Below are 19,564 nucleotides of genomic sequence, written 5' to 3'. Positions count from 1 at the left end.
CCGACCGGCCGACCCGCGCAAATTCAGCCCGTTCGCGCTACTGTTGCCGGGTGCAAACAATGGAAGAAACGGCGCGTGTTGTCGCAAGTCCCTGCATCGGAGTGTGCACGCTGGATCCGCACCGGCGGTGCACCGGCTGCGGACGTCATATCGATGAAATCGCACGGTGGCCGTCGATGAGCAACGACGAACGCAGTCGCATCCTGCATCGCGTGCAGCCGTTGCGGGCGCAGCTCCAGCAATCACTGCGCGGCTCGCTGGCCGACCACGAACGTTTGATGCGCGCGCTGCATCCGTTGGCCGATCCGCCGGCCGGCGATGGCTGGAACCGCAGCGAACTGATCGATCTGCTGCCGCCCGGGCCTCCGGTGGAAGCGGCCGTGCTCGCGGGAATCGTGCCCCGCGCCAGTGGCGCGCAGGTGATCCTCACCCGTCGCACCGAAACCCTGCGCACGCACGGTGGCCAGGTCGGATTCCCCGGCGGCCGCACCGAGCCCGACGACCGCGACGCACTGGCGGCAGCATTGCGCGAGAGCCAGGAAGAAATCGCCTTGGCTCCGGGCCAGGTGCAGGCGCTGGGCTATCTCGATCCCTTCGTGACGATCACCGGCTATCGGGTCACCCCGGTGGTGGCGGTGGTCGATCCGGACTTCGTGCCGGTGCCGCAGCCCAGCGAAGTGGCCGAGGTGTTCGAGGTGCCGCTGGACTACCTGATGGCGGCGGACAACCTGCGCCAGGTCGAAATCAACCATCGCGGCCGCATCCGTCACGTCCTTGAGTACAGCTGGCCCGGCCAGCGCATCTGGGGTGCCACCGCGGCCATTCTCTACAACCTGCGTCGCCGCCTGGAGCAAGTGCAATGAACCCGATCGATCCGCCGTGGACCACCCTGGTCGATGTCGCCACCCTGGCTGCCGCGTTGGGCGAGGGCATCCGCGTGGTCGACGCACGCGCCACCGCCAGCACCGCGGTGCGCGTGGTTGATGCGCGTTCCTCGCTGGCCGATCCGCAGGCGGGTAGCGGCCAGTACCTGGCAGGTCATATCCCGGGTGCGGTGTATGCCGATCTGAATCGTGACCTGTCCGATCTGTCGCGCGTCGGCCATGGTCGCCATCCGCTGCCGGACAGCGATGCCTTCGCCGCGAAGCTCGGCCAGTGGGGTATCGGTCCTGACACGCAGGTGGTGGTCTACGACGGCAGCGACGGCAGCATGGCCGCTTCGCGCCTGTGGTGGCTGCTGCGCCTGATCGGGCACAGCAAGGTGGCCGTGCTCGATGGTGGTATCGCCGCGTGGCAGGCCGCAGGGCAACCTTTGGCGACGGGGCCGGACGAGGTGACCGCGCTGCCGGCTTACCCGGGCCGTTTCGACACCGCCCAGATCGCCAATGCCGAGGAGATCAGCGCACGCCTGAAGCACGCGCCGGGCTGGCTGGTCGACGCACGCGCGGGCGAACGCTTCCGCGGCGAAGTCGAGCCGCTGGACCCGGTCGCCGGCCACGTACCCGGCGCGGTCAACCGTCCGTTTGCGTTGAACGTGGCCGACGGCCGGCTGCGCGATGCACAGGAACTGCGCGTCGAGCTGCAGGGTGTGATCGGCAACCGTGATCCGCAGCAGGTGGTGCTGATGTGCGGCTCCGGCGTGACCGCCTGCCACCTGCTGCTGGCGATGGAAAGCGCAGGCCTGAGCGGCGCACGCATCTACGCCGACTCCTGGAGCGGTTGGGTGAGCGACAGCAGCCGCCCGGTGACGACCTGCGCCTGAGAAGCGCGGGGTCGGATCCGTTTTCCAACGAAAAACGGCTCTGACCCCATCGAGCGTAAATTGGGGGTCAGAGCCCGCTGCGTGGCAACGGGACCCGACCCCGTGCCGACCAACGTCGGCACCCACGAACAGCGGCAGAAATCTGTCGAAGGCGGGGTGGGTCCGGTTGCGGGGGCGTGAGCCGCATGGGCCCGAGGCATGCCTCGGGCGGGTTGGGCAGGACGCCCAGCCCCGGTCTTGCCGTGTGCGCAGGACAGCGCACACGGGCAAGCGGCGACCGAGCTTACATGGGTGAGGGCGCTTTGCTTGCGAAGCACTGCTTCGCAAGCGCCCGAACGCACAGCCGCCAGCGGCTGGGCCGGGCCCCGGAGGGGGACTTGCAGCGTCCCCCGCAACCGGACCCACCCCGCCATCCCCCGGAATGCCAGCTCTTGACGTTGACGTTGACGTTGACGTTGACGTTGACGTTGCTTCTGCGGGTGCAGGGCGCAGCCCTGCCGCTTACCCAACCGGCTGCAGTGGCACCTTCGCCAGCACCCGCGCCCACGGGAACAACGGCCCCGGATCACGCTTGCGCGCCACCATCAGCGTCGGATCATCGCTGGCCGGCACCTGCTCCCGATCAAGCTGGTCATGCCCGGCAATCCGCTGCAGCAACGGATAGCGTGCCACCAGCGCCAACAGCAGCCGCTCCAGCGCTTCCAGCTGCGCCTCGGTGTAGGCCTCGTCCATCGCCTGGTGACGGCTGTCGAACCAGTGCGGGTAGCGCCCGGTATTGACCAGCTCGATGCCCAGCGTATGTGCGTTCATGCCGCGCACGTGGTGGGCCACCCGTTCCGGTGCCACGTACTGCACCACGCTGCCATCGCGGTCGATGTAGAAATGCCCGCTGTTGCCGGCACCACTGTCGTACAGCACACGCTCGCCGTACTCGCGGGCCATCGCCAGGTCGGGCAACTCGGTGCAGTGGATCACCACCATCTCCAGCGTGGCCGGGTCGCGCAGTGGCAGGCGGTCTTCGTAGGGCAGGGGCTGCAGCTGCAGGCCGGGCAGGAGCGGGTTGGGCATCCGACGATGCTAGCATTGCGGCATGAACCTGCCTTCCCTTTCCTTGTCGGCCCGTTCGTGCGGAGCGCACGCATGAGCCGCGGCCACTGCATCCTGTCCCACGGCTTCGAGAGCGGCCCGGAAGCGACCAAGGTCACCGCGCTGGCCGAGGTGGCACAGCGCCTGGGCTGGACCCACGAGCGCCCCGACTACACCGACCTGGACGCGATGAGCGAGGTCAGCCGGGTGGGCGACGTGCCGACCCGCCTGCGCCGCCTGGTCGAGTGCGCCGCCATCGCTGCCCGGCAGGGGCCGGTGGTGCTGGCCGGCTCCAGCCTGGGCGCCTACATCTCCGCCATCGCCTCGTTGCAGGTGCCGGTGGCCGGCCTGTTCCTGATGGTGCCGCCGACCACTATGGGCCCAATGCCGGCGCTGGATGCCGCCGCCGTGCCGACCACCGTGGTGCAGGCCTGGCATGACGATGTGGTCCCGGCCGCCGGGGTCATCGCCTGGGCGCAGGCGCGTTCGGCGCAGCTGCTGCTGGTCGACGACGGCCATCGCCTGGAACGCCACGTGGAGGCCTCCGCGCAGGCCTTCGAGCGCCTGTTGCGGCAACTGTGAAGCCCGGGCGCACGGCGCGCCTGCCCGCATTGACTACAATGGCAACCCCGCCGCCCCCGGCGCGGGCCTGCCGGCCGTGCCTACGGCCCTCCTTTCCGACCGGCCCGGCCCCTGTGCCGCGCCCGACCACCTGCGAACCGATCCCGTGAAATTCTTCGTCTCCTGCGCCAAGGGCCTGGAATACCTGCTTGCCGATGAACTGTCGGCCCTGGGCCTTGGCAAGGCCACTGCCACCATTGCCGGCGTCAACGCCGAGGGCGAACTGGAGCAGGCGCTGCGGATCGTGATGTGGTCGCGCCTGGCCAGCCGCGTGCTGTGGCCGATCGCCGAGTTCGAGTGCCCGGACGAGCAGGCCCTGTATGACGGCGTGCGTGCGCTGCCGTGGCACGAGCACATCAAGCCGGAGATGACCCTGGCGGTGGACGCACACGTGTCCGGCGACAAGATCACCCATGCCCGCTTCGCCGCGCAGCGGATCAAGGACGCCATTGTCGACCGCATGCGCGATGAAGGCCTGGAGCGTCCCTCGGTCAACACCGACCTGCCTGATGTGCGCGTCAACCTGTCGCTGCGCAAGGGCCGCGCCTCGCTGTCGATCGACCTCGGCGGTGGCCCGCTGCACCGCCGTGGCTGGCGCGGTGCTGCCCACGAGGCACCGCTGAAGGAGAACCTGGCCGCCGCGCTGCTGCTGCGCGCGCAGTGGCCGCGCCTGCACGCCGCCGGTGGCGGCCTGCTGGACCCGATGTGCGGCAGCGGCACGCTGCTGATCGAAGGCGCGCTGATGGCCGCCGACGTCGCCCCGGGCCTGATGCGCCACGGCAGCCTGCCGCCGAGCCGTTGGCTGGGCTTCGACAAGGCGGCCTGGAAGACCCTCCAGAGCGAAGCACGCGATCGCGAGGCCGCCGGCCTGGCCGCGCTGAAGCCGGTCATCCACGGCAGCGACATCGACCCGACCGCGATCCAGGCGGCACGCGAGAATGCCGAGGTCGCGGGCGTCGCCCACGCGATCCGTTTCACCCGTGCCGACGTTGCCGACCTGGCCGCGCCCGAACAGGAGATCGGTGCGGTGGTCTGCAACCCGCCGTACGACGAGCGCCTGGCCGCCGATCCGGCGCTGTACCGCGCACTGGGCAACGCCCTGCAGAAGGCGGTGCCGCAGTGGCGTGCCAGCTTGCTGTGCGGCAACGACGAACTGGCCTTCGCCACCGGCCTGCGCGCGGGCAAGAAGTACCAGATGTTCAATGGTGCGCTGGAATGTGCGCTGATCGTCTGCGACCCGATCGCCGTGCCGGGCCGTGATCCGGCACAGCCACGCGAGCTGAGCGAAGGCGCGCAGATGGTGGCCAACCGCCTGCGCAAGAACCTGAAGAAGTTCAAGAGCTGGCGTGCCCGCGAAGACATCACCTGCTTCCGCGCCTATGACGCCGACCTGCCGGAGTACGCGGCCGCCATCGACGTCTACGAGGAAGACGGCGGCAAGCGCCGTACCTTCCTGCACGTGCAGGAATACGCCGCACCGGCTGCCATTCCCGAGAACGACGTGCGCCGCCGCCGCAACGAGCTGCTGGCCGCTGCGCGCGAAGTGTTCGGCGTGCCGCCCGAGCAGGTCTCGATGAAGTCGCGCGAGCGCGGCAAGGGCGGCAGCAAGTACGGCCGCTTCGAGCAGCGTGACGAATTCATCGTGGTGCGCGAGAACAATGCACTGCTGCAGGTGAACCTGTTCGACTACCTGGACACCGGCCTGTTCCTCGACCACCGCCCGCTGCGCCGGATGATGGCCGAGCAGGTACGTGGCAAGCGCTTCCTCAACCTGTTCTGCTACACCGGCGTGGCCAGCGTGCAGGCCGCGGTCGCTGGTGCCGCCAGCACCACCAGCGTCGATCTGTCGGCGACCTACCTGCAGTGGTGCTACGACAACCTGGCGTTGAACGGGCAGGGCGGCAACCAGCACCTGCTGGTGCAGGCCGACGCGATGGCGTGGCTGGAGGGCGACCGTGGCCAGTACGACGTGATCTTCTGTGACCCGCCGACCTTCTCCAACTCCGCACGCGCCGATGACTTCGACGTGCAGCGCGAACAGCTGAAGCTGCTGCGTGCGGCGGTGGCGCGGCTGGCCCCGGGGGGCGTGCTGTACTTCTCGAACAACTTTCGCCGCTTCAAGCTGGAAGAAAACGCCATTGCCGAATTTGCCCAGTGCCGCGAGATCACCGCGCGCACCATCGGCCCGGACTTCGAACGCAACGCGCGCATCCATCGCGCGTGGGAGCTGAAGCGGTTGGGGTAACACGACGCCCGGGGTCGGATCCCCTGCGCGAAGCGCAGGGGCTCTGACCCCATCTGGATCTACGTACCAGGGGTCCGAGCCCTTGCGCTTCGCGAAAGGGATCCGACCCCGGTGGCCCGGCTACAGCAACGCCACCACCAGCCCCAACACCGGCAGCGCGATCGCCAGTGGCACGATCCACTTCGGCTGGTACGGATACAACCCGAACGACAGCGCCAGACCGCCCAGTGTCATCGTTCCCAGCCACAGCACCGGGCCAATCGCCCAGCCGTGGTCGGCCACGCACAGTGCGAACGCTACCGCCAGCAGTACCCAGCCCAGTACCCGCCACTGCGTGCGCCGTGCCGGGGGGGCTGCAGCCTTGCCGTGCAGATCGTGCTGGTGCTTTTCCATCGCCAGCGACAACGCGGTGAACGCAGAGAACGACAGGGTCAGCGCCAGCAGCATCATGCGCTGGCCTCCGCTTCGGCCGCTTCTGCAGTGTTCACCGATGCCTTCGGCGCAGCCGCAGCGGCCGCACGCTTCTTCTTCTCGGCCGCACTCAGCGGTGGCGTCCAGCGCTGCATGCGCCAACCGCACAGCGCCAGCATCGCGCCGAACGCGATCATCGACAGATCGAAGCCAGCCAATACCCAGTCGCCGTTGCGCAGGGTGTTGCCCAGGTGCGCATGCGTGGTCAGCGCATTGACCACCGGTACCAGTGCGAACGCGGCCGCGCCCAGGTAGAGCTGCCACGCCCACATCATCCGCTTCGGCCAGATGAAGGCGGCCAGCAGCGCGCCGGCCCAGGCGTAGAAGAACACGTTGGCCTCCGCACTCGAGCGCTCGGCGATGTCCAGCGGCAGCAGGCGGTTGCCCCAGAAGTAGGCGGCGAAGGCGATCGGCAGGCCGGCCACGGTGCCGATGTTCAGCGCATCGACCAGGCGCAGGCCGAAGCCGGTGCGGCCACTCTTGGCGTGCCTGGGCCGTTCCTTCACCGCCCACAGCACCACGCCGCTGGCCACCATCAGGCAGCCGACCAGGCCGGACAGGAAGAACAGTGCACGCAGGCCCCAGTCGGCAAAACGCGCCAGGTGCAGGCCGTACAGCACGCCGCGGGTGGCGGTGGCACCGCCGGAAGGCGGCGTTTCCTCAAGCAGAGCACCGCTGACCATGTCGTAACGCACGGCCGGGGTGTCGATGGACAGGCGCTTGCCGTCGCGCTGGCGGATGTCGATCACCGCATTGGCCGCGCCCGGATTGGACACGGTGAAACCGGCCACCTCCACGCCGTGCCAATGCGCGCGCGCGCTGTCCAGCAGTTGTGCGATCGGCAACGGCGTGGCGTGGCCCTCGGCGGGCGCGGTCACTTCCGGGAGGCCGCCGAAGGCCTCGAAGACGAACGCGTCCTCGTCCTGCGGGTAGGCCACCTTCACCCCCCACGGCAGGTACATGATCATCAACGTCACAATGCCGGTGTAGGTGATCATCGCGTGGTAGGGCAGGGCCATCACCGCGCTGACGTTGTGGAAATCAAGCCAGGAACGCAGGCCCTTGTCCTTGCGGAACGTGAAGAAGTCCTTGAAGATTTTCTTGTGGGTGATGACGCCGGTGATGATCGCCACCAGCATGAACATCGCGCAGAAGCCGACCAGATAGCGTGCCCACAGCACCGGGATGTAGTGCAGGTCGAAGTGCAGGCGGTAGAAGAAGTCGCCGCCGCGGGTCTCGCGCGCCTTCAATGCCTGGCCGGTGTTGGGGTCCAGCGTGGCGTCGCCGAAGCCACCGCGGCGGCCACGGCTGGGATCGGCCAGTTCCGGCGGCAACCGCCAGAACATCTGCATGGCCGGGTTGCGCGGCTGCGGCAGTGTGACGAACCATTTTTCGGCCTGCGCGGCGTTGGCCTGCAGGTAGTCCACCGCGCGCTGTGCGGCGACGTCGATGCTGACGTTGCTGGGCGGCAGTTCCGGACGCATCCAGCGGCTGATTTCCTCGCGGTAGTAGCTGGCCGTGCCAGCCATGAAGATCAGCAGCAGCAACCAGCCAACCAGCAGCCCGGTCCAGGTGTGCAGCCAGGCCATCGACTGGCGGAATCCGTTCTTCATGCCCAGGCCCCCATCAGGCGCGCAATGGCGGCCATCAGCAGCGCGGGCGCGAGGATGCCGACCCAGGCGCGCAGCGCGCTGCGGGTGGCGAATGCCCACAGTGCCGCACAGGCGGCGACCAGGATGGCCAGCAGCATGCCGGTCAGCACGGTCTGGCCACGTGCGCCGGGCAGGGCCACGGCGCAGAACACGCTGGTCACCGAAGCCAGCGCGTAACCGCCGAAGATCGCGGCCAACGAGCGTGACAGCACGCCCCAGCGCGGGTTGGAAAAGAAGGTGCGGGGGCTGGGGGTTGCGGGCGAGCGGTCCACGGCATTCCTGCAGGTAGGAGAGGGGATGGAACGCGTCCGCGGCCCCCTTGCGCCCTGCGCATGTCGCCCAGCGTGTCCCATCGACAAAGCACGGCCCGCGCAGACGGGCAGTCCAGAGGTCGGGGATGTACACGGGCGATGGGTGCGTCTCCCGCACCCGATTGGCTAAGCGTACAACCGATCAGTAAATGATAGGCATTCGCATTTTATGAATCAAGCGTGATGACCCGAGGGGCGCGTTGAGGCCTAGAACCTGAACACCACTGTCGCCGCATGCAGCAGCAGGCCGATCAGGCCACCCACCAGGGTGCCGTTGAACCGGATGAACTGCAGGTCGCGGCCCACGCTCAGTTCCAGCTGTTCCACCAGATGGCGCTCGTCCCAGCCCTTCACGGTCTGCGCGATATGCGTGGTCACGCCTTCGCGCAGGCGGCCGGTCAGGCGTTGCGCGCCTTCCAGCAGGTGCTGGTTGAGGGCCTCGCGCAGCGCCGGGTCGGCCTGCAGGCTGGCACCGAGCGAACCCAGGCTGCGCTGCAGGTGGCCGACCAGCGCCGAGTCCTCGCGCTGCAGGTCCGCGCGCAGGCTGGCGTGGATGCGCGCCCACAACCCCTGCACGTAGTCCTGCAGGGCCGGATGGTCGATCATTTCCTGCTTGAGCTGTTCGATGCGCTCGGCCAGGGCCGGGTCCTCGCGCAGGCGCTGCACGTAATTCTGCAGCCAGCTCTCGTAGTCCTGGCGCAGCGGATGCTGCGGCTCGGCCAGTACCTGCTGCAGCTCTTCCAGTACCGCGCGGGCCAGGCGCTCGGCCAGGCTGTCGCCGATCTCGTCAATCGGCTTGACCCAGTTCACCGTGCTCGACAGCGTCGGCCATTCGCGTTGGATGTAACGCACGATCAGCTGCGAGGCGCGTTCTTTCACCTCGGGCTGCTCGAGCCAGCGGCCCAGCCGCTGCAGGCCTTCGTCCAGCACGCGCTGGTGGCGACCATCGGCGGTCAGCAGGGCCAGCAGTTCACCGGCAGTGGCAGCGGCATTCCACTGCCGCAGCTGCTGCACAACGAAGCCGTGCAGCTGCCGGCGCACGGCGGTTTCGTCGAAGAAATCCAGTGCCTGCAGCGCCCAGCCGCGGGCCATGTCGGCCAGCATGCGCGAGCGTGCCGGGTCGGCCAGCCAGCTGCCGAGGCGGCTGGCCGGATCGAACACCTGCAGCTTGGCCAGCAGCACGCCCGGCTCCAGGAACTGGTCGCGCACGAACAGCGCAAGGCTGTCGCCGATGCGTTCCTTGCTGCGCGGGATGATCGCGGTGTGCGGGATCGGCAGGCCCATCGGCCGCCGGAACAGCGCGACCACGGCGAACCAATCGGCCAGTGCGCCCACGGCTGCGGCCTCGCAGAACGCCGAAACCCAGGCCCAGATGCCGCGCTCGCCCTGCCAGTGGCTGACCGCGAAACCGGCCAGCATCAACAGCAGCAGGCCCAGCGCGAGGGCTTTCAGGCGCCGCAGCTGAGCGCGGCGCGGATCGTTGGCAGACGTCATGCCGGAAGTCTAACCGGCACGGCATGAGCATCTGGTAGTGCCGGCCGCTGGCCGGCATCCTCAACGCACCCGATACGTTCATGGCGTTGCCGGCCAGCGGCCGGCACTACCCCTTGGTTCAGAGCGCTTCCAGTTGCTTGCGCAGCGCGGCCAGTTGCGCGCGCAGGGTGTCGTTCTCGCGGGTCAGCGCGACCACCCGACGGCGCAGCGCCGGTGCGTCCTCGCCCAGCTGCTCCAGCGCCGACAGCACCTCGGCATCGCGGCTGGCGATCTCGTCCTCATTTACCTCCTCGAAATCCATCTCGGCTGCTTCCGGCTTCGGCGCACGCGGCTTGCGCTTGGACTCGCGCACGCGCTTGGCGGCCTGCTTCAGCTCGTCCTTGCCACCGGCGGCGGCGGCGCGCTGCTCTTCTTCCGGCAGGTCAGCCACGGCGGCGGCGGCGCTGATCGAGATCACGCCGGCCTTGACCGCTTCCACCACCTCGGCCGCGGCCTGGGCGTGGATGCGCTCGATCATGCCAACCTGGCTGGTGCTCAGCTTGGCTTCGCGGGCCAGCTCGGCGCGGCTGATCTTCGGCGCCGGTTCCCACGGCGGGCTGTCTTCACCGGCCTCATCGGTGACGTCGGCAGTGCCATCGCTCTCGCGCTGCAGCTGCGCCTGCTCGATCTGCTTGCGGGCGGCCAGGATGTCGCGCTTGCGCAGCGCCAGCACGCCGCGCTGGAAGTCGGACACGCTGCGACGGCCCAGGTGCTGCTCGATCATCCACAGGTGCACGTCTTCCATGCTCTGGAAGCGGGTGTTCTGTACGGTGTTGAAGGGCAGGCCATGCTTCTGGCAGATGCCGAAGCGGTTGTGGCCGTCGACCAGTACGTTGCCCCACAGGACCAGCGCGTCACGACAGCCCTCGGCCAGGATGCTGCGCTCCAGCGCGTCATGTTCGTCCGCAGTCAGCGGGTCGATATAGGCCTTGAGTTCTTCTTTGACGACGATATCCATGGGCACGGCAGCGAGCAGGAGCGGAACCGCCCATTGTACCCGCTCGCCGCCGCCGGCCAGGGCTCAGGCAGTGGCCCGGATCATCTCGCCCAGCGTGCCGGTGATCTGGTCGATCTGCGCCTTGTCCACGATCAGCGGGGGCGACAGCGCGATGATGTCACCGGTACAGCGCACCAGCAGCCCGCCGTCGTGGAAGCAGCGCCGATAGACCTCGTAGCCCCGGCTGCCCGGCGCATCGCGGCGAGGCGCCAGCTCGACCGCGCCGACCAGGCCGAAGTTGCGGATGTCGATCACGTTGGGGAGGCCCTGCAGCGCATGCAGCCGTTCCTGCCAGTACTCGCCCAGCTCGATGGCGCGCTCGAAAAGGCGCTCCTCGGCGTAGACCTCCAGCGTGGCCAGTGCGGCCGCGCAGGCCAGCGGATGCCCCGAACAGGTATAGCCATGGAACAGCTCGATGGCCTGTGGCGGTGCCTGCATCAGGGTTGCATGCACCGCGTCGCTGGCCAGCACGCCGCCCAGCGGCACTGCGCCGTTGCTGACCGCCTTGGCGAAGGTCAGCAGGTCGGGGGTGACCCCGAAGCGCTGTGCGGCGAATGGCATGCCGACCCTGCCGAAACCGGTGATGACCTCATCGAACACCAGCAGGATGCCGTGGTGGTCGCACAGCTCGCGCAGGCGCTGCAGGTAGCCCGGCGCCGGCAGAATCACCCCGGCGGAACCGGCAATGGGTTCGACGAAGACCGCCGCGATGGTTGAGGCATCATGCAGTGCGATCAGTCGTTCCAGGTCATCGGCCAGCTCGGCGCCCTGGCGCGGCAGGCCTTTGCTGAACGCATTGCGCTGCAGGTCCAGGGTGTGGCGCAGGTAGTCCACGCCGCCCAGCTGCAGGCCGAACGCCCTGCGGTTGTTGGGCAAGCCGCCCAGCGCCATGCCGCCGAAGCCCACGCCGTGGTAGGCCTTCTCGCGGCTGATGAAACGCGTGCGCTGGCCCTCGCCACGCTGGCGGTGGTAGGCCAGCACGATCTTCATCGCGGTATCCACCGCCTCCGAGCCGGAGCTGGTGAAGAACACATGGTTCAGTGGCGTCGGCGCCAATGCGGCCAGTCGCTGCGCCAGCGCGAAGGCCGGCGGTGAGCCCATCTGGAAGGCCGGCGAGTAGTCGAGCGTGCGTGCCTGCTCGACGATGGCCTCGACGATGCGTGGGCGGGCATGGCCCGCGTTGCAGCACCAGAGGCCGGCGGTGCCATCGAGGATCTGGCGGCCGTCGACATCCTCGTAGTGCATGCCCTCGGCACGCACCAGCAAACGCGGCGCGGCCTTGAACTGGCGGTTGGCGGTGAACGGCATCCAGTACGCCTCCAATGACTCCGGGCGTTGGGTAGCCAGATCGTGCAGGTCGCTCGCGGAACGCTTCATGCCAGCTCCATCGGGTCCGATGGGGGAAATGTAGCGCAGCCACGTCACGGCGGAGTCGCGGCCGCGCCGGTATAACCGGGGAAACTGTTCCGAGGAGCCCGACATGGCCGACTTTCCCGACCGCAGCCACTGGCAGGTGCTGGCCCAGCAGCTTTCGATGCCCGCACAGGCCTTCATTGATGGTCGTTACACCGACGCTGCCAGCGGCGCGCGCTTCGACTGCATCAGCCCGATTGATGGGCGCGTGCTGGGGGTGGTCGCCGACTGCGATGCAGAGGACGTAGAGCGCGCAGTGCGGTCGGCGCGGCGTGCCTTCGATGCGGGCCACTGGTCAGAGGCCAGCCCGGCCCATCGCAAGCGGGTGTTACTGGCCTTGGCGGCATTGGTGGAAAAGCACGCTGATGAGTTGGCCCTGCTGGAAACCCTGGACATGGGCAAGCCGGTGCGCGACGCACGCCGTATCGACCTGCCCGGCGTGGTGCGCTGCCTGCGCTGGACCGCCGAAGCGGTGGACAAGCTGTACGGCGAAGTCGCACCGACTGGCCCACACGAGCTGGGCCTGGTCACGCGCGAGCCAGCCGGCGTGGTCGCAGCGATCGTGCCATGGAACTTTCCGTTGCTGATGGCCTGCTGGAAGATCGCGCCTGCGCTGGCCATGGGCAATTCGGTGGTGCTCAAGCCTTCCGAGCGGTCGCCCTTGAGTGCGTTGCGATTGGCCGCGCTGGCCGCTGAGGCGGGCCTGCCGGACGGCGTGCTGAACGTATTGCCAGGCCACGGTACGCGCGTCGGTGAACCGTTGGCGCTGCACATGGATGTGGACGTGCTGGCCTTCACCGGTTCCACCGCCACCGGCGCGAAGCTGCTGGAGCATGCGGGACGGTCCAACCTCAAGCGGGTCTGGCTGGAATGCGGTGGCAAAAGCCCGCACCTGGTGTTCGCCGACGCACCGGACCTGGACGCAGCGGCCAAGGCCGTGGCGCAGGGCATCTTCTTCAACCAGGGCGAAGTCTGCACCGCCGGCTCGCGGCTGCTGGTGCAGCGCTCGATCCGTGAGGACTTCGTGCACCAGGTGATTGCTTACGGCCAGCATATGCAGCCGCAGCATCCACTGGAGGCCGATGCACCGATGGGCGCGCTGGTCGATGCCGCGCACGCGGACAAGGTGCTGGCCGATATCGCACGGGCCGAAGGCGAGGGCGCCCGCCTGCTGCTCGGCGGCCATCGGGCCGAGGTGGAGGCCGGCGGCTGCTATGTGCAGCCCACGGTGTTCGACCAGGTGCGTCCGGACCACGCGTTGGCACGCGAGGAGGTGTTCGGCCCGGTGCTGGCGGTACTTGGTTTCGAGGATGAAGCGGAGGCAGTGCGCGTGGCCAATGACAGCCGCTATGGGTTGGCGGCGGGCCTGTGGACACGCGACCTCGGCCGCGCCCATCGCGTCGCACGCCAGCTGCGCGCCGGCAGCGTGTGGGTGAACGGCTGGGATGGTGGCGACATGACCGCACCGTTCGGTGGCTACAAACAGTCCGGCAATGGGCGCGACAAGTCACTGCATGCGTTCGACAAGTACAGCGAGATCAAGGCCACCTGGATCCAGCTGTAACGACGTGGCTGCTTGACCGCTGTTCGTTCTTTGTAGCGTCGAGCCCTGCTCGACTGCTTCTCGCGAAGAGCAGTCGAGCCTTGCTCGACTCTACAGAAGGCAGACAGCCGTCGAGCTACCGGCAGCGGGCACTCACCTGCAGCACTGCCGCACGCAGCATGTCGCGGTCGGCTTCTTCGACGGCATTCTGGAAGTAATCCATGTCCTGCCGGCCCAGTTCGCACGGGTCGACGATGTATCCCGGCGGCCAAAGCCCCAGCAGTTGCGCAACGCCATGCACGATCTGCTCGGGGCTCATCTGCCGACGGATCCGGAAGTAATTGCGGCGAGGCCCGAACGCAGGATGGACCTCTCGCCGACCGATCAGGCGAGGCGCCACGCCAGCTGCGCTGATGCCGTCACCGCCGTCGATGCTGCCCGCAGGCAGGCTCAGGATCAGTGGCGCCACTGCAGCCACGTTCCCCGGGGCAGGCAGGGCGCTCTCTGCCTGTGCAACCGGGGCAGGGCGGGGCATCATCGATGCGGCCGGACGCATCATCTTTGCGGAGGGCAAGGCGGGCTGTTGAGGTACCGGCGCCGGCGGTTCCGGTGGCAGCCAATGCAGCGAGATCCGCGGGCCCTCACCGCTACGCAGTTCGATCCGGCCGCTGTCCAGCATCCACAGAGCGAGCCCGCCATGCACCAGCAGTACCACCAGCCATGCCGCCATCCGCGGCAGCTTCGGCGAATCGGAGCATGACAACGCAACTGCAGCCATGGGCAAGGCATCCATGCAGGGACCGGTGGCGCAGCCTAGCCGGCGGCCGGAAAAATTCCGTTGGCATCGGTGTCGGCTGAAACCATCGTCCCGTGCGGCCATCGGCCCGTGGCAGAATCGGGCGATCCGCCGTTACCCGTGTTGCCGATGTCGACGATCACTGCTGCCGCGCCGCCCGTGAACTCCCCCCGTCGTGTCCTGCTGGCCAGCCTGATCGGCACCACCATCGAATTCTTCGATTTCTATATCTACGCCACGGCCGCCGTGCTGGTGTTCCCGCACCTGTTCTTTCCGGACAGTAGTGAGCAGGCGGCCCTGCTGCAGTCACTGGCGACCTTCGCGGTGGCGTTCATCGCGCGTCCGGTCGGCTCGGCGGTGTTCGGCCATTTCGGCGACCGCATCGGCCGCAAGGCCACCCTGGTCGCCGCGCTGCTGACCATGGGCCTGTCCACGGTGCTGATCGGCCTGCTGCCGACCCATGCGCAGATCGGGCTGTGGGCGCCGGCGCTGCTGGCGCTATGCCGTTTCGGCCAGGGCCTTGGGCTGGGCGGCGAGTGGGGTGGGGCGGTGCTGCTGGCCACCGAGAATGCGCCGCCGGGCAAGCGCGCCTGGTACGGCATGTTCCCGCAGCTGGGTGCGCCGCTCGGCTTCCTGCTGTCGGCCGGCATTTTCCTCGTGCTCGGCCGCTGCCTGAGCCAGAACGACTTCCTGCAGTGGGGCTGGCGCATTCCGTTCGTGGCCAGCGCGCTGCTGGTCGGCCTTGGCCTGTGGGTGCGCCTGAACATCCACGAGACGCCGGACTTCAAGAAGGCGCTGGAGCGCAGGGCGCCGGTGCGGTTGCCGATGTGGACGGTACTGCGTGACCACCCGGTACCGATGCTGCTCGGCACGCTGGGTGCGTTCGCCACCTTCGTGCTGTTCTACCTGATGACGGTGTTCAGTCTCGGCCATGGCACCGCGGTGCTGGGCTACAGCCGCGAGCAGTTCCTGCTGATGCAGATGGCCGGCATGCTGTTCTTCGCGCTGGGCATCCCGCTGTCGGCGCGCTATGGCGACCGTTGGGGCACGCGGCGCACGATGATTGTTGCCAGCGTACTGATCGTCGGCTTCGGCGTACTGTTCGCACCGTTGTTCCAGCCGCACAGCCCGTGGCTGGTCACCGCCTTCCTGTGCCTGGGCCTGTTCCTGATGGGGCTGACCTACGGCCCCTGCGGTACCTTCCTGGCCGAGATCTACCCGGTGGAGGTGCGCTACACAGGTGCCTCGCTGTCCTTCAATCTGGCCGGCATCCTCGGTGCGGCACCGGCGCCGTACCTGGCCACTTGGCTGGCCGAGCGCTTCGGCCTGGTTGCGGTGGGTTACTACCTGTGCCTGACCGCGGTGGCCACCCTGTGCGCGCTGGTGGCACTGCATCGGCGCGCGCTGCGGCTCAACCAAAGAAGCGCTTGAGCGTGCGACCCAGCCAGCCGCCGCCCTGGTGTTCGCGGGCGAACTGGTTCAGGTGCGCCTTGACCTGTTCGGCATAGGCCTGGTCGTCGCCACGGATGTGGTTGAACAGCCAGCGCGAGAGCATGGTGCGCAGCTCGTCACTGATGTCCTCGCCGGCCTGGAAGCGCATGCGGTACTCCGAGACACGCTTGATGAAGACCTCATGCACGCGTTTGTGCGCGGCACAGAACGGGTAGCCCGCTTCCTCCATCAGCTCTTCCTCGAACGCGAAGTGCGACATGGTGTAGTCCACCACCTCGTCGATCACTTCACCCACTGCGGCACGCTGCATGCTGGCCTGGGCCACGTGCAGGTGGTTGAGCATTTCGATGATGCGGCGGTGTTGTTGGTCGATCACATCGATGCCGATGTTCAGATCGTCCTGCCAGACCAGTAGTGCCATCCCCGGCTCCCCTTCATGCGTATGTCGGGGCCGACTGTAGAGCCGCCCTGCGCGGGCGGCGTTGATCTGGATCAAAGCGTACCGGTCAGGGCAGCGCCGGCTCGCGTGGGCGCAGCGGGCTGGCGACCGTGGTGCAGCTGACCCGGTTGCGGCCACCGGCCTTGGCCAGGTACAGCTGGCGGTCGGCTTCGGAGATCAGCCGGTGCAGTGCATCGCGCTGCGGGCGCAGGCAGCACAGCCCGATGCTGACCGTCATGCGCAGCGTGGCGGTGCCGATGTCCACCTCCAGCGCGGCGATGCGCTGGCGCAGCTCCTCGAAGTACAGCAGCGCCTCGTCCTGCTCCATGTCCGGCACCAGCAGGCAGAATTCCTCGCCGCCGAAGCGCGCGATCAGGTCGTGGCTGCGTGCATGCGTGGCCACCGCGCCGGCCACCGCGCGCAGCGCATCGTCGCCGGCTTCGTGGCCATGGGTGTCATTGATGTGCTTGAAGTGGTCGATGTCGATCATCGCCACCGCCACGCACTGGCCGTGCAGCTGCAGCTGCGGCAGCTGGCGCTGGCTCTGCTCCAGGAAGCAGCGGCGGTTGGGCAGGCCGGTGAGGAAATCGCGGGTGGCCAGATCCTGCAGGGTGCCGATCAGCTCCAGCTGGTCCACATTCTGCGAGACCCGGCAGAAGAATTCCTCGCGCGAGAACGGCTTGCGCAGGAAATCGTTGGCGCCGTTCTTCAGGAAGCGCGGAATCAACGATGCATCGGTATTGCCGGAGATGCCGATTACCGCCACCTTGTCGCGCGAGCGCAGGGTGCGCAGGCGGCGGGTGAACTCCACGCCCTGCATGCCCGGCATTTCCTGGTCGACCACGGCCAGGCGGATTGCCGGATGCGCCTCGATCGCGGCCAGGCCTTCGTTGCCATCGGCCGCTTCGTGCACCTCATGGCCGTACATGCGCAGCAAGGCTGCGGCGTAACCGCGCGCGGACGGTGAGTCGTCCACCACCAGCGCGGCGATGCGCCGGTTGCGCTCCAGCCGCTGCACCAGCCACACCAGGTAATCGATGCTGCCGGGAGTGTTCTTCAGCACGTAGTCGATGATCTGCTGCTGCAGCACGCGCTTGCGCAGGTCCTCGTCGTAGACGCCGCTGACCACCACGGTGGGCAGGTCGCGCTTGAGGAAGAACTCGACCACCGCGTCGCGGTCGCCATCGGCCAGGACCAGCCCGGTCAGTACCAGGAACCAGCCGCCACCTTCGCTCAGCAGGCGGTCGGCCTCGGCCAGGGTGGAGGCGATCACCACCGGCAGTTCCAGGCGCTGCTCGATGGCCTCGCGGAGCATGCCGGTGAAGGCGCGGGAGTTTTCGACCAGCAGGATCCGCTGCGGCAGCGGATCGGCCAGGTCGCCATCGACGGCGGCCTGCGGCAGGACGGGCATGATGCGGTGGCTCACGAGGGAGGGGCTCGGCACGGATAACGGCGGTTTCGGGTGTAACTTTAGCGGCGAACGTTGCGCGCCGGGCCAGATTCCGCGTCAGGCCGCCGCTGGCGACGCGTGGGTGATCGGTTCATGCAGGACCAGCCGCAGCCGATTGCCGCGGCAGTGGACCGTTCCGCCGTAGGCAAGCATCCGCCCGGCCAGGCGCTCGACGGCCTGTTGGGTGGTACGCGTGGAAAGCGGGCAACCACGGTCGAGCAGGCTCACCACGGCAACAATGCCGCGATGCTTGCCTGCCCGACCGCTTCGGGCGCGCACGCAGACCTGCCCGGTTTCCAGTTCCAGCAGAAGTGAAACCGCCTCGATCAGCGAGCGATAGATGGCCAGTTGCAGATCCACGGTCAGCAGGCAGGGATTGCCCGCCAGCCTGGGTGGAATGACGCGATGCGTGTTGTTCCAGATTTCGCATGCACCGCCGGCTTGCAGCGCGATGTAGAGCCCGACCTGCTCCAGTCCGGTGGGATAGACCAGGCTGGCCTGTTCGCGAAACAGCCGTGAATGTACCGACGACGCGTGCTGCAGGCTGTTTGCGACCGCATGGTGGCCTTGGGACTTCAGCCAGCTGACCATCTCGCTGAGCGAATTGTCCATGCCCTCGCCCAGGTGCTTCAGGTGGACGGCCCGTTCACGCAGCTCACGCTCGCTGGTCTGAAGTGAGCCGCGTGCCAGGCGCAGCGTGGTTGCCTCGGCCAGGCCGCGGGACCGGGCGCGCTGATGGTGATAGCTGATGCTGGAACCGAGTGCCAGCAGTGCGACACTCATCACCGCCATGTTCTGTTGGGTGGCGAACGTGCCCAGGTCGAACGAGGAAGGCAGGCCAGTGCTGGGCGTTGCGCCGTGCAGGGGGAGGTTCAACAACGGAATCGCGATGGCTGCGCCGCGCCACCCGTGCATGAAGGTCAGGGCGATGGCGGGCAGGGCGGCCAGCAGCACCATGTGTGTCCGCGTCGTGTGGGCGTCGGCGCGTGTCAATTGCATGCACAGGCCCAGCACCAGCATCACCAGGATCGCCGAGGCGGTAGGGGCGACGAAACGGTCTGTCCAACCGGGGTCGGCCTGCCGCCGCGACCAGAGGAATGCCAACGGCACCAGGGTGATGATGGCGGCGAAGTGGCCAAAGATCGTCCGGTCGACCGCGTCCAGCAGGTTGCTGGGTGGTGGGTTCGACCATAGGACATATGAAATGCCCAGGTTGAGACCCGGCACGAACAACGCTGTGCAGAACGACAGCGACAGAAGCCACAGACCGGTGGCTGCTTCGGACGGCATGCTCATCCGATGCAGGTAGACCACTAGCATCGCCATCGGCATCAGCAGCGTCGAAGCCAGGATGACCCAATCCAGGCCGTAGGTGTCGATCATGGGGATGCGCAGCGTTGCAAAGTACGCGTACTCGCCCAGCAGCAGGTAGGGCCACAGGCGGGTCGGGACGATCAGCAGTGCCGCTGCGCGGATGCCCGCTGGCAGGAAGAACTGATCCAGCGAGAACTGACGCGAGCCGAGGCAGCTCAGTGCATAGACGGCCGCGAGTGCGATGCCGGCTGGCCGGATACGGAAGCTCAGTTCAACTGCCTTCTTGAATCGGTCCAAACCCGAGCCTCCCTTGCTCGTGACATGGCAGCGGCCGTGCGGATTGCTTGAACGCGCCATGACGCGCCATTGGACGACAGTATCGATGGAAGCAGGGGGGGCGCAATTGCACGCCGGCGCCAGATCCTGACGGGGTGGGTTCGGCGCCGACCAAAGATCACTTTCGCGCAATGATCTGCAGC

17 protein-coding genes are annotated in these 19,564 nt (G+C 67.9%); 6 read left to right on the top strand and 11 right to left on the bottom strand.

All coding sequences use genetic code 11. The annotated features are described in order from the left end of the window. The first annotated feature begins 59 nt into the window (after positions 1-59). Both AC5P9L_RS02440 and AC5P9L_RS02435 read left to right on the top strand, forming a co-directional pair. Positions 60-863, top strand: coding sequence for a CoA pyrophosphatase (locus AC5P9L_RS02440; RefSeq protein ID WP_049395294.1), 804 nt, complete (start codon positions 60-62; stop codon positions 861-863). Then, positions 860-1,762: a sulfurtransferase gene (locus AC5P9L_RS02435; RefSeq protein WP_227415185.1), complete on the top strand. Its 903-nt coding sequence runs from the start codon at positions 860-862 to the stop codon at positions 1,760-1,762. Before AC5P9L_RS02440 ends, AC5P9L_RS02435 begins: the two co-directional genes overlap by 4 nt. 501 nt (positions 1,763-2,263) lie before the next feature. Here the strand turns inward: AC5P9L_RS02435 and AC5P9L_RS02430 are convergent. Next, a complete protein-coding gene (locus AC5P9L_RS02430; RefSeq protein WP_133050721.1) occupies positions 2,264-2,830 on the bottom strand; it encodes an N-acetylmuramoyl-L-alanine amidase in 567 nt (188 codons plus the stop codon). Positions 2,831-2,902: 72 nt separating this feature from the next. Between AC5P9L_RS02430 and AC5P9L_RS02425 the strand changes: the two genes are divergently transcribed. After that, positions 2,903-3,430: an alpha/beta hydrolase gene (locus AC5P9L_RS02425; protein WP_133050720.1), complete on the top strand. Its 528-nt coding sequence runs from the start codon at positions 2,903-2,905 to the stop codon at positions 3,428-3,430. Between the two features lie 145 nt (positions 3,431-3,575). Continuing rightward, positions 3,576-5,714: a bifunctional 23S rRNA (guanine(2069)-N(7))-methyltransferase RlmK/23S rRNA (guanine(2445)-N(2))-methyltransferase RlmL gene (gene rlmKL, locus AC5P9L_RS02420; RefSeq protein ID WP_133050719.1), complete on the top strand. Its 2,139-nt coding sequence runs from the start codon at positions 3,576-3,578 to the stop codon at positions 5,712-5,714. Between the two features lie 120 nt (positions 5,715-5,834). On the opposite strand, the gene AC5P9L_RS02415 is transcribed toward rlmKL, so the two are convergent. From AC5P9L_RS02415 to aptA, 6 genes are all read right to left on the bottom strand, one after another. Beyond that, positions 5,835-6,164 (bottom strand): DUF3325 domain-containing protein, encoded by a 330-nt coding sequence (locus AC5P9L_RS02415; RefSeq protein WP_005408803.1) that lies wholly within the window; start codon positions 6,162-6,164, stop codon positions 5,835-5,837. Continuing rightward, on the bottom strand, positions 6,161-7,798 hold the full coding sequence (locus AC5P9L_RS02410; RefSeq protein ID WP_227415186.1) for a PepSY-associated TM helix domain-containing protein: 1,638 nt from the start codon (positions 7,796-7,798) through the stop codon (positions 6,161-6,163). The genes AC5P9L_RS02415 and AC5P9L_RS02410 overlap by 4 nt, the downstream gene beginning before the upstream one ends. After that, entirely contained in the window at positions 7,795-8,109 is a 315-nt protein-coding gene (locus AC5P9L_RS02405; RefSeq protein ID WP_227415187.1) for a DUF3649 domain-containing protein, read from the bottom strand. The genes AC5P9L_RS02410 and AC5P9L_RS02405 overlap by 4 nt, the downstream gene beginning before the upstream one ends. Before the next feature lie 246 nt (positions 8,110-8,355). Further along, complete coding sequence (locus tag AC5P9L_RS02400) at positions 8,356-9,642, bottom strand: DUF445 domain-containing protein (RefSeq protein WP_024958724.1); 1,287 nt, start codon at positions 9,640-9,642, stop codon at positions 8,356-8,358. A 118-nt stretch (positions 9,643-9,760) separates the two neighbouring features. After that, complete coding sequence (locus tag AC5P9L_RS02395; RefSeq protein WP_111118093.1) at positions 9,761-10,639, bottom strand: ParB N-terminal domain-containing protein; 879 nt, start codon at positions 10,637-10,639, stop codon at positions 9,761-9,763. A 63-nt stretch (positions 10,640-10,702) separates the two neighbouring features. Continuing rightward, a complete protein-coding gene (aptA, locus tag AC5P9L_RS02390; protein ID WP_043034391.1) occupies positions 10,703-12,055 on the bottom strand; it encodes an omega-aminotransferase AptA in 1,353 nt (450 codons plus the stop codon). Between the two features lie 103 nt (positions 12,056-12,158). Here aptA and AC5P9L_RS02385 point away from each other — a divergent pair, with 103 nt between their 5' ends. Beyond that, complete coding sequence (locus AC5P9L_RS02385) at positions 12,159-13,655, top strand: aldehyde dehydrogenase (RefSeq protein ID WP_111197316.1); 1,497 nt, start codon at positions 12,159-12,161, stop codon at positions 13,653-13,655. 115 nt (positions 13,656-13,770) lie between these two features. On the opposite strand, the gene AC5P9L_RS02380 is transcribed toward AC5P9L_RS02385, so the two are convergent. Continuing rightward, positions 13,771-14,412: a hypothetical protein gene (locus AC5P9L_RS02380; RefSeq protein WP_111197313.1), complete on the bottom strand. Its 642-nt coding sequence runs from the start codon at positions 14,410-14,412 to the stop codon at positions 13,771-13,773. A gap of 156 nt (positions 14,413-14,568) precedes the next feature. Between AC5P9L_RS02380 and AC5P9L_RS02375 the strand changes: the two genes are divergently transcribed. Then, a complete protein-coding gene (locus AC5P9L_RS02375) occupies positions 14,569-15,861 on the top strand; it encodes an MFS transporter (RefSeq protein WP_181453869.1) in 1,293 nt (430 codons plus the stop codon). Here AC5P9L_RS02375 and AC5P9L_RS02370 read toward each other — a convergent pair. The 3 genes from AC5P9L_RS02370 to AC5P9L_RS02360 all read right to left on the bottom strand — a co-directional run bounded on the left by AC5P9L_RS02370 (position 15,842) and on the right by AC5P9L_RS02360 (position 19,382). Beyond that, on the bottom strand, positions 15,842-16,303 hold the full coding sequence (locus tag AC5P9L_RS02370; protein ID WP_004151683.1) for a bacteriohemerythrin: 462 nt from the start codon (positions 16,301-16,303) through the stop codon (positions 15,842-15,844). The two genes, AC5P9L_RS02375 and AC5P9L_RS02370, sit on opposite strands and share 20 nt — an antisense overlap. A gap of 85 nt (positions 16,304-16,388) precedes the next feature. Further along, on the bottom strand, positions 16,389-17,732 hold the full coding sequence (locus AC5P9L_RS02365; RefSeq protein WP_005408813.1) for a diguanylate cyclase: 1,344 nt from the start codon (positions 17,730-17,732) through the stop codon (positions 16,389-16,391). Between the two features lie 96 nt (positions 17,733-17,828). Further along, positions 17,829-19,382: an MASE1 domain-containing protein gene (locus AC5P9L_RS02360; RefSeq protein ID WP_111193820.1), complete on the bottom strand. Its 1,554-nt coding sequence runs from the start codon at positions 19,380-19,382 to the stop codon at positions 17,829-17,831. Positions 19,383-19,564: the final 182 nt, after the last annotated feature.

It is taken from the genome of Stenotrophomonas sp. YJH_SMC_64 (assembly GCF_059371375.1).
Note: the sequence above shows the minus strand (reverse complement) of the source record. Positions and strands in the feature narration are given on the sequence as shown.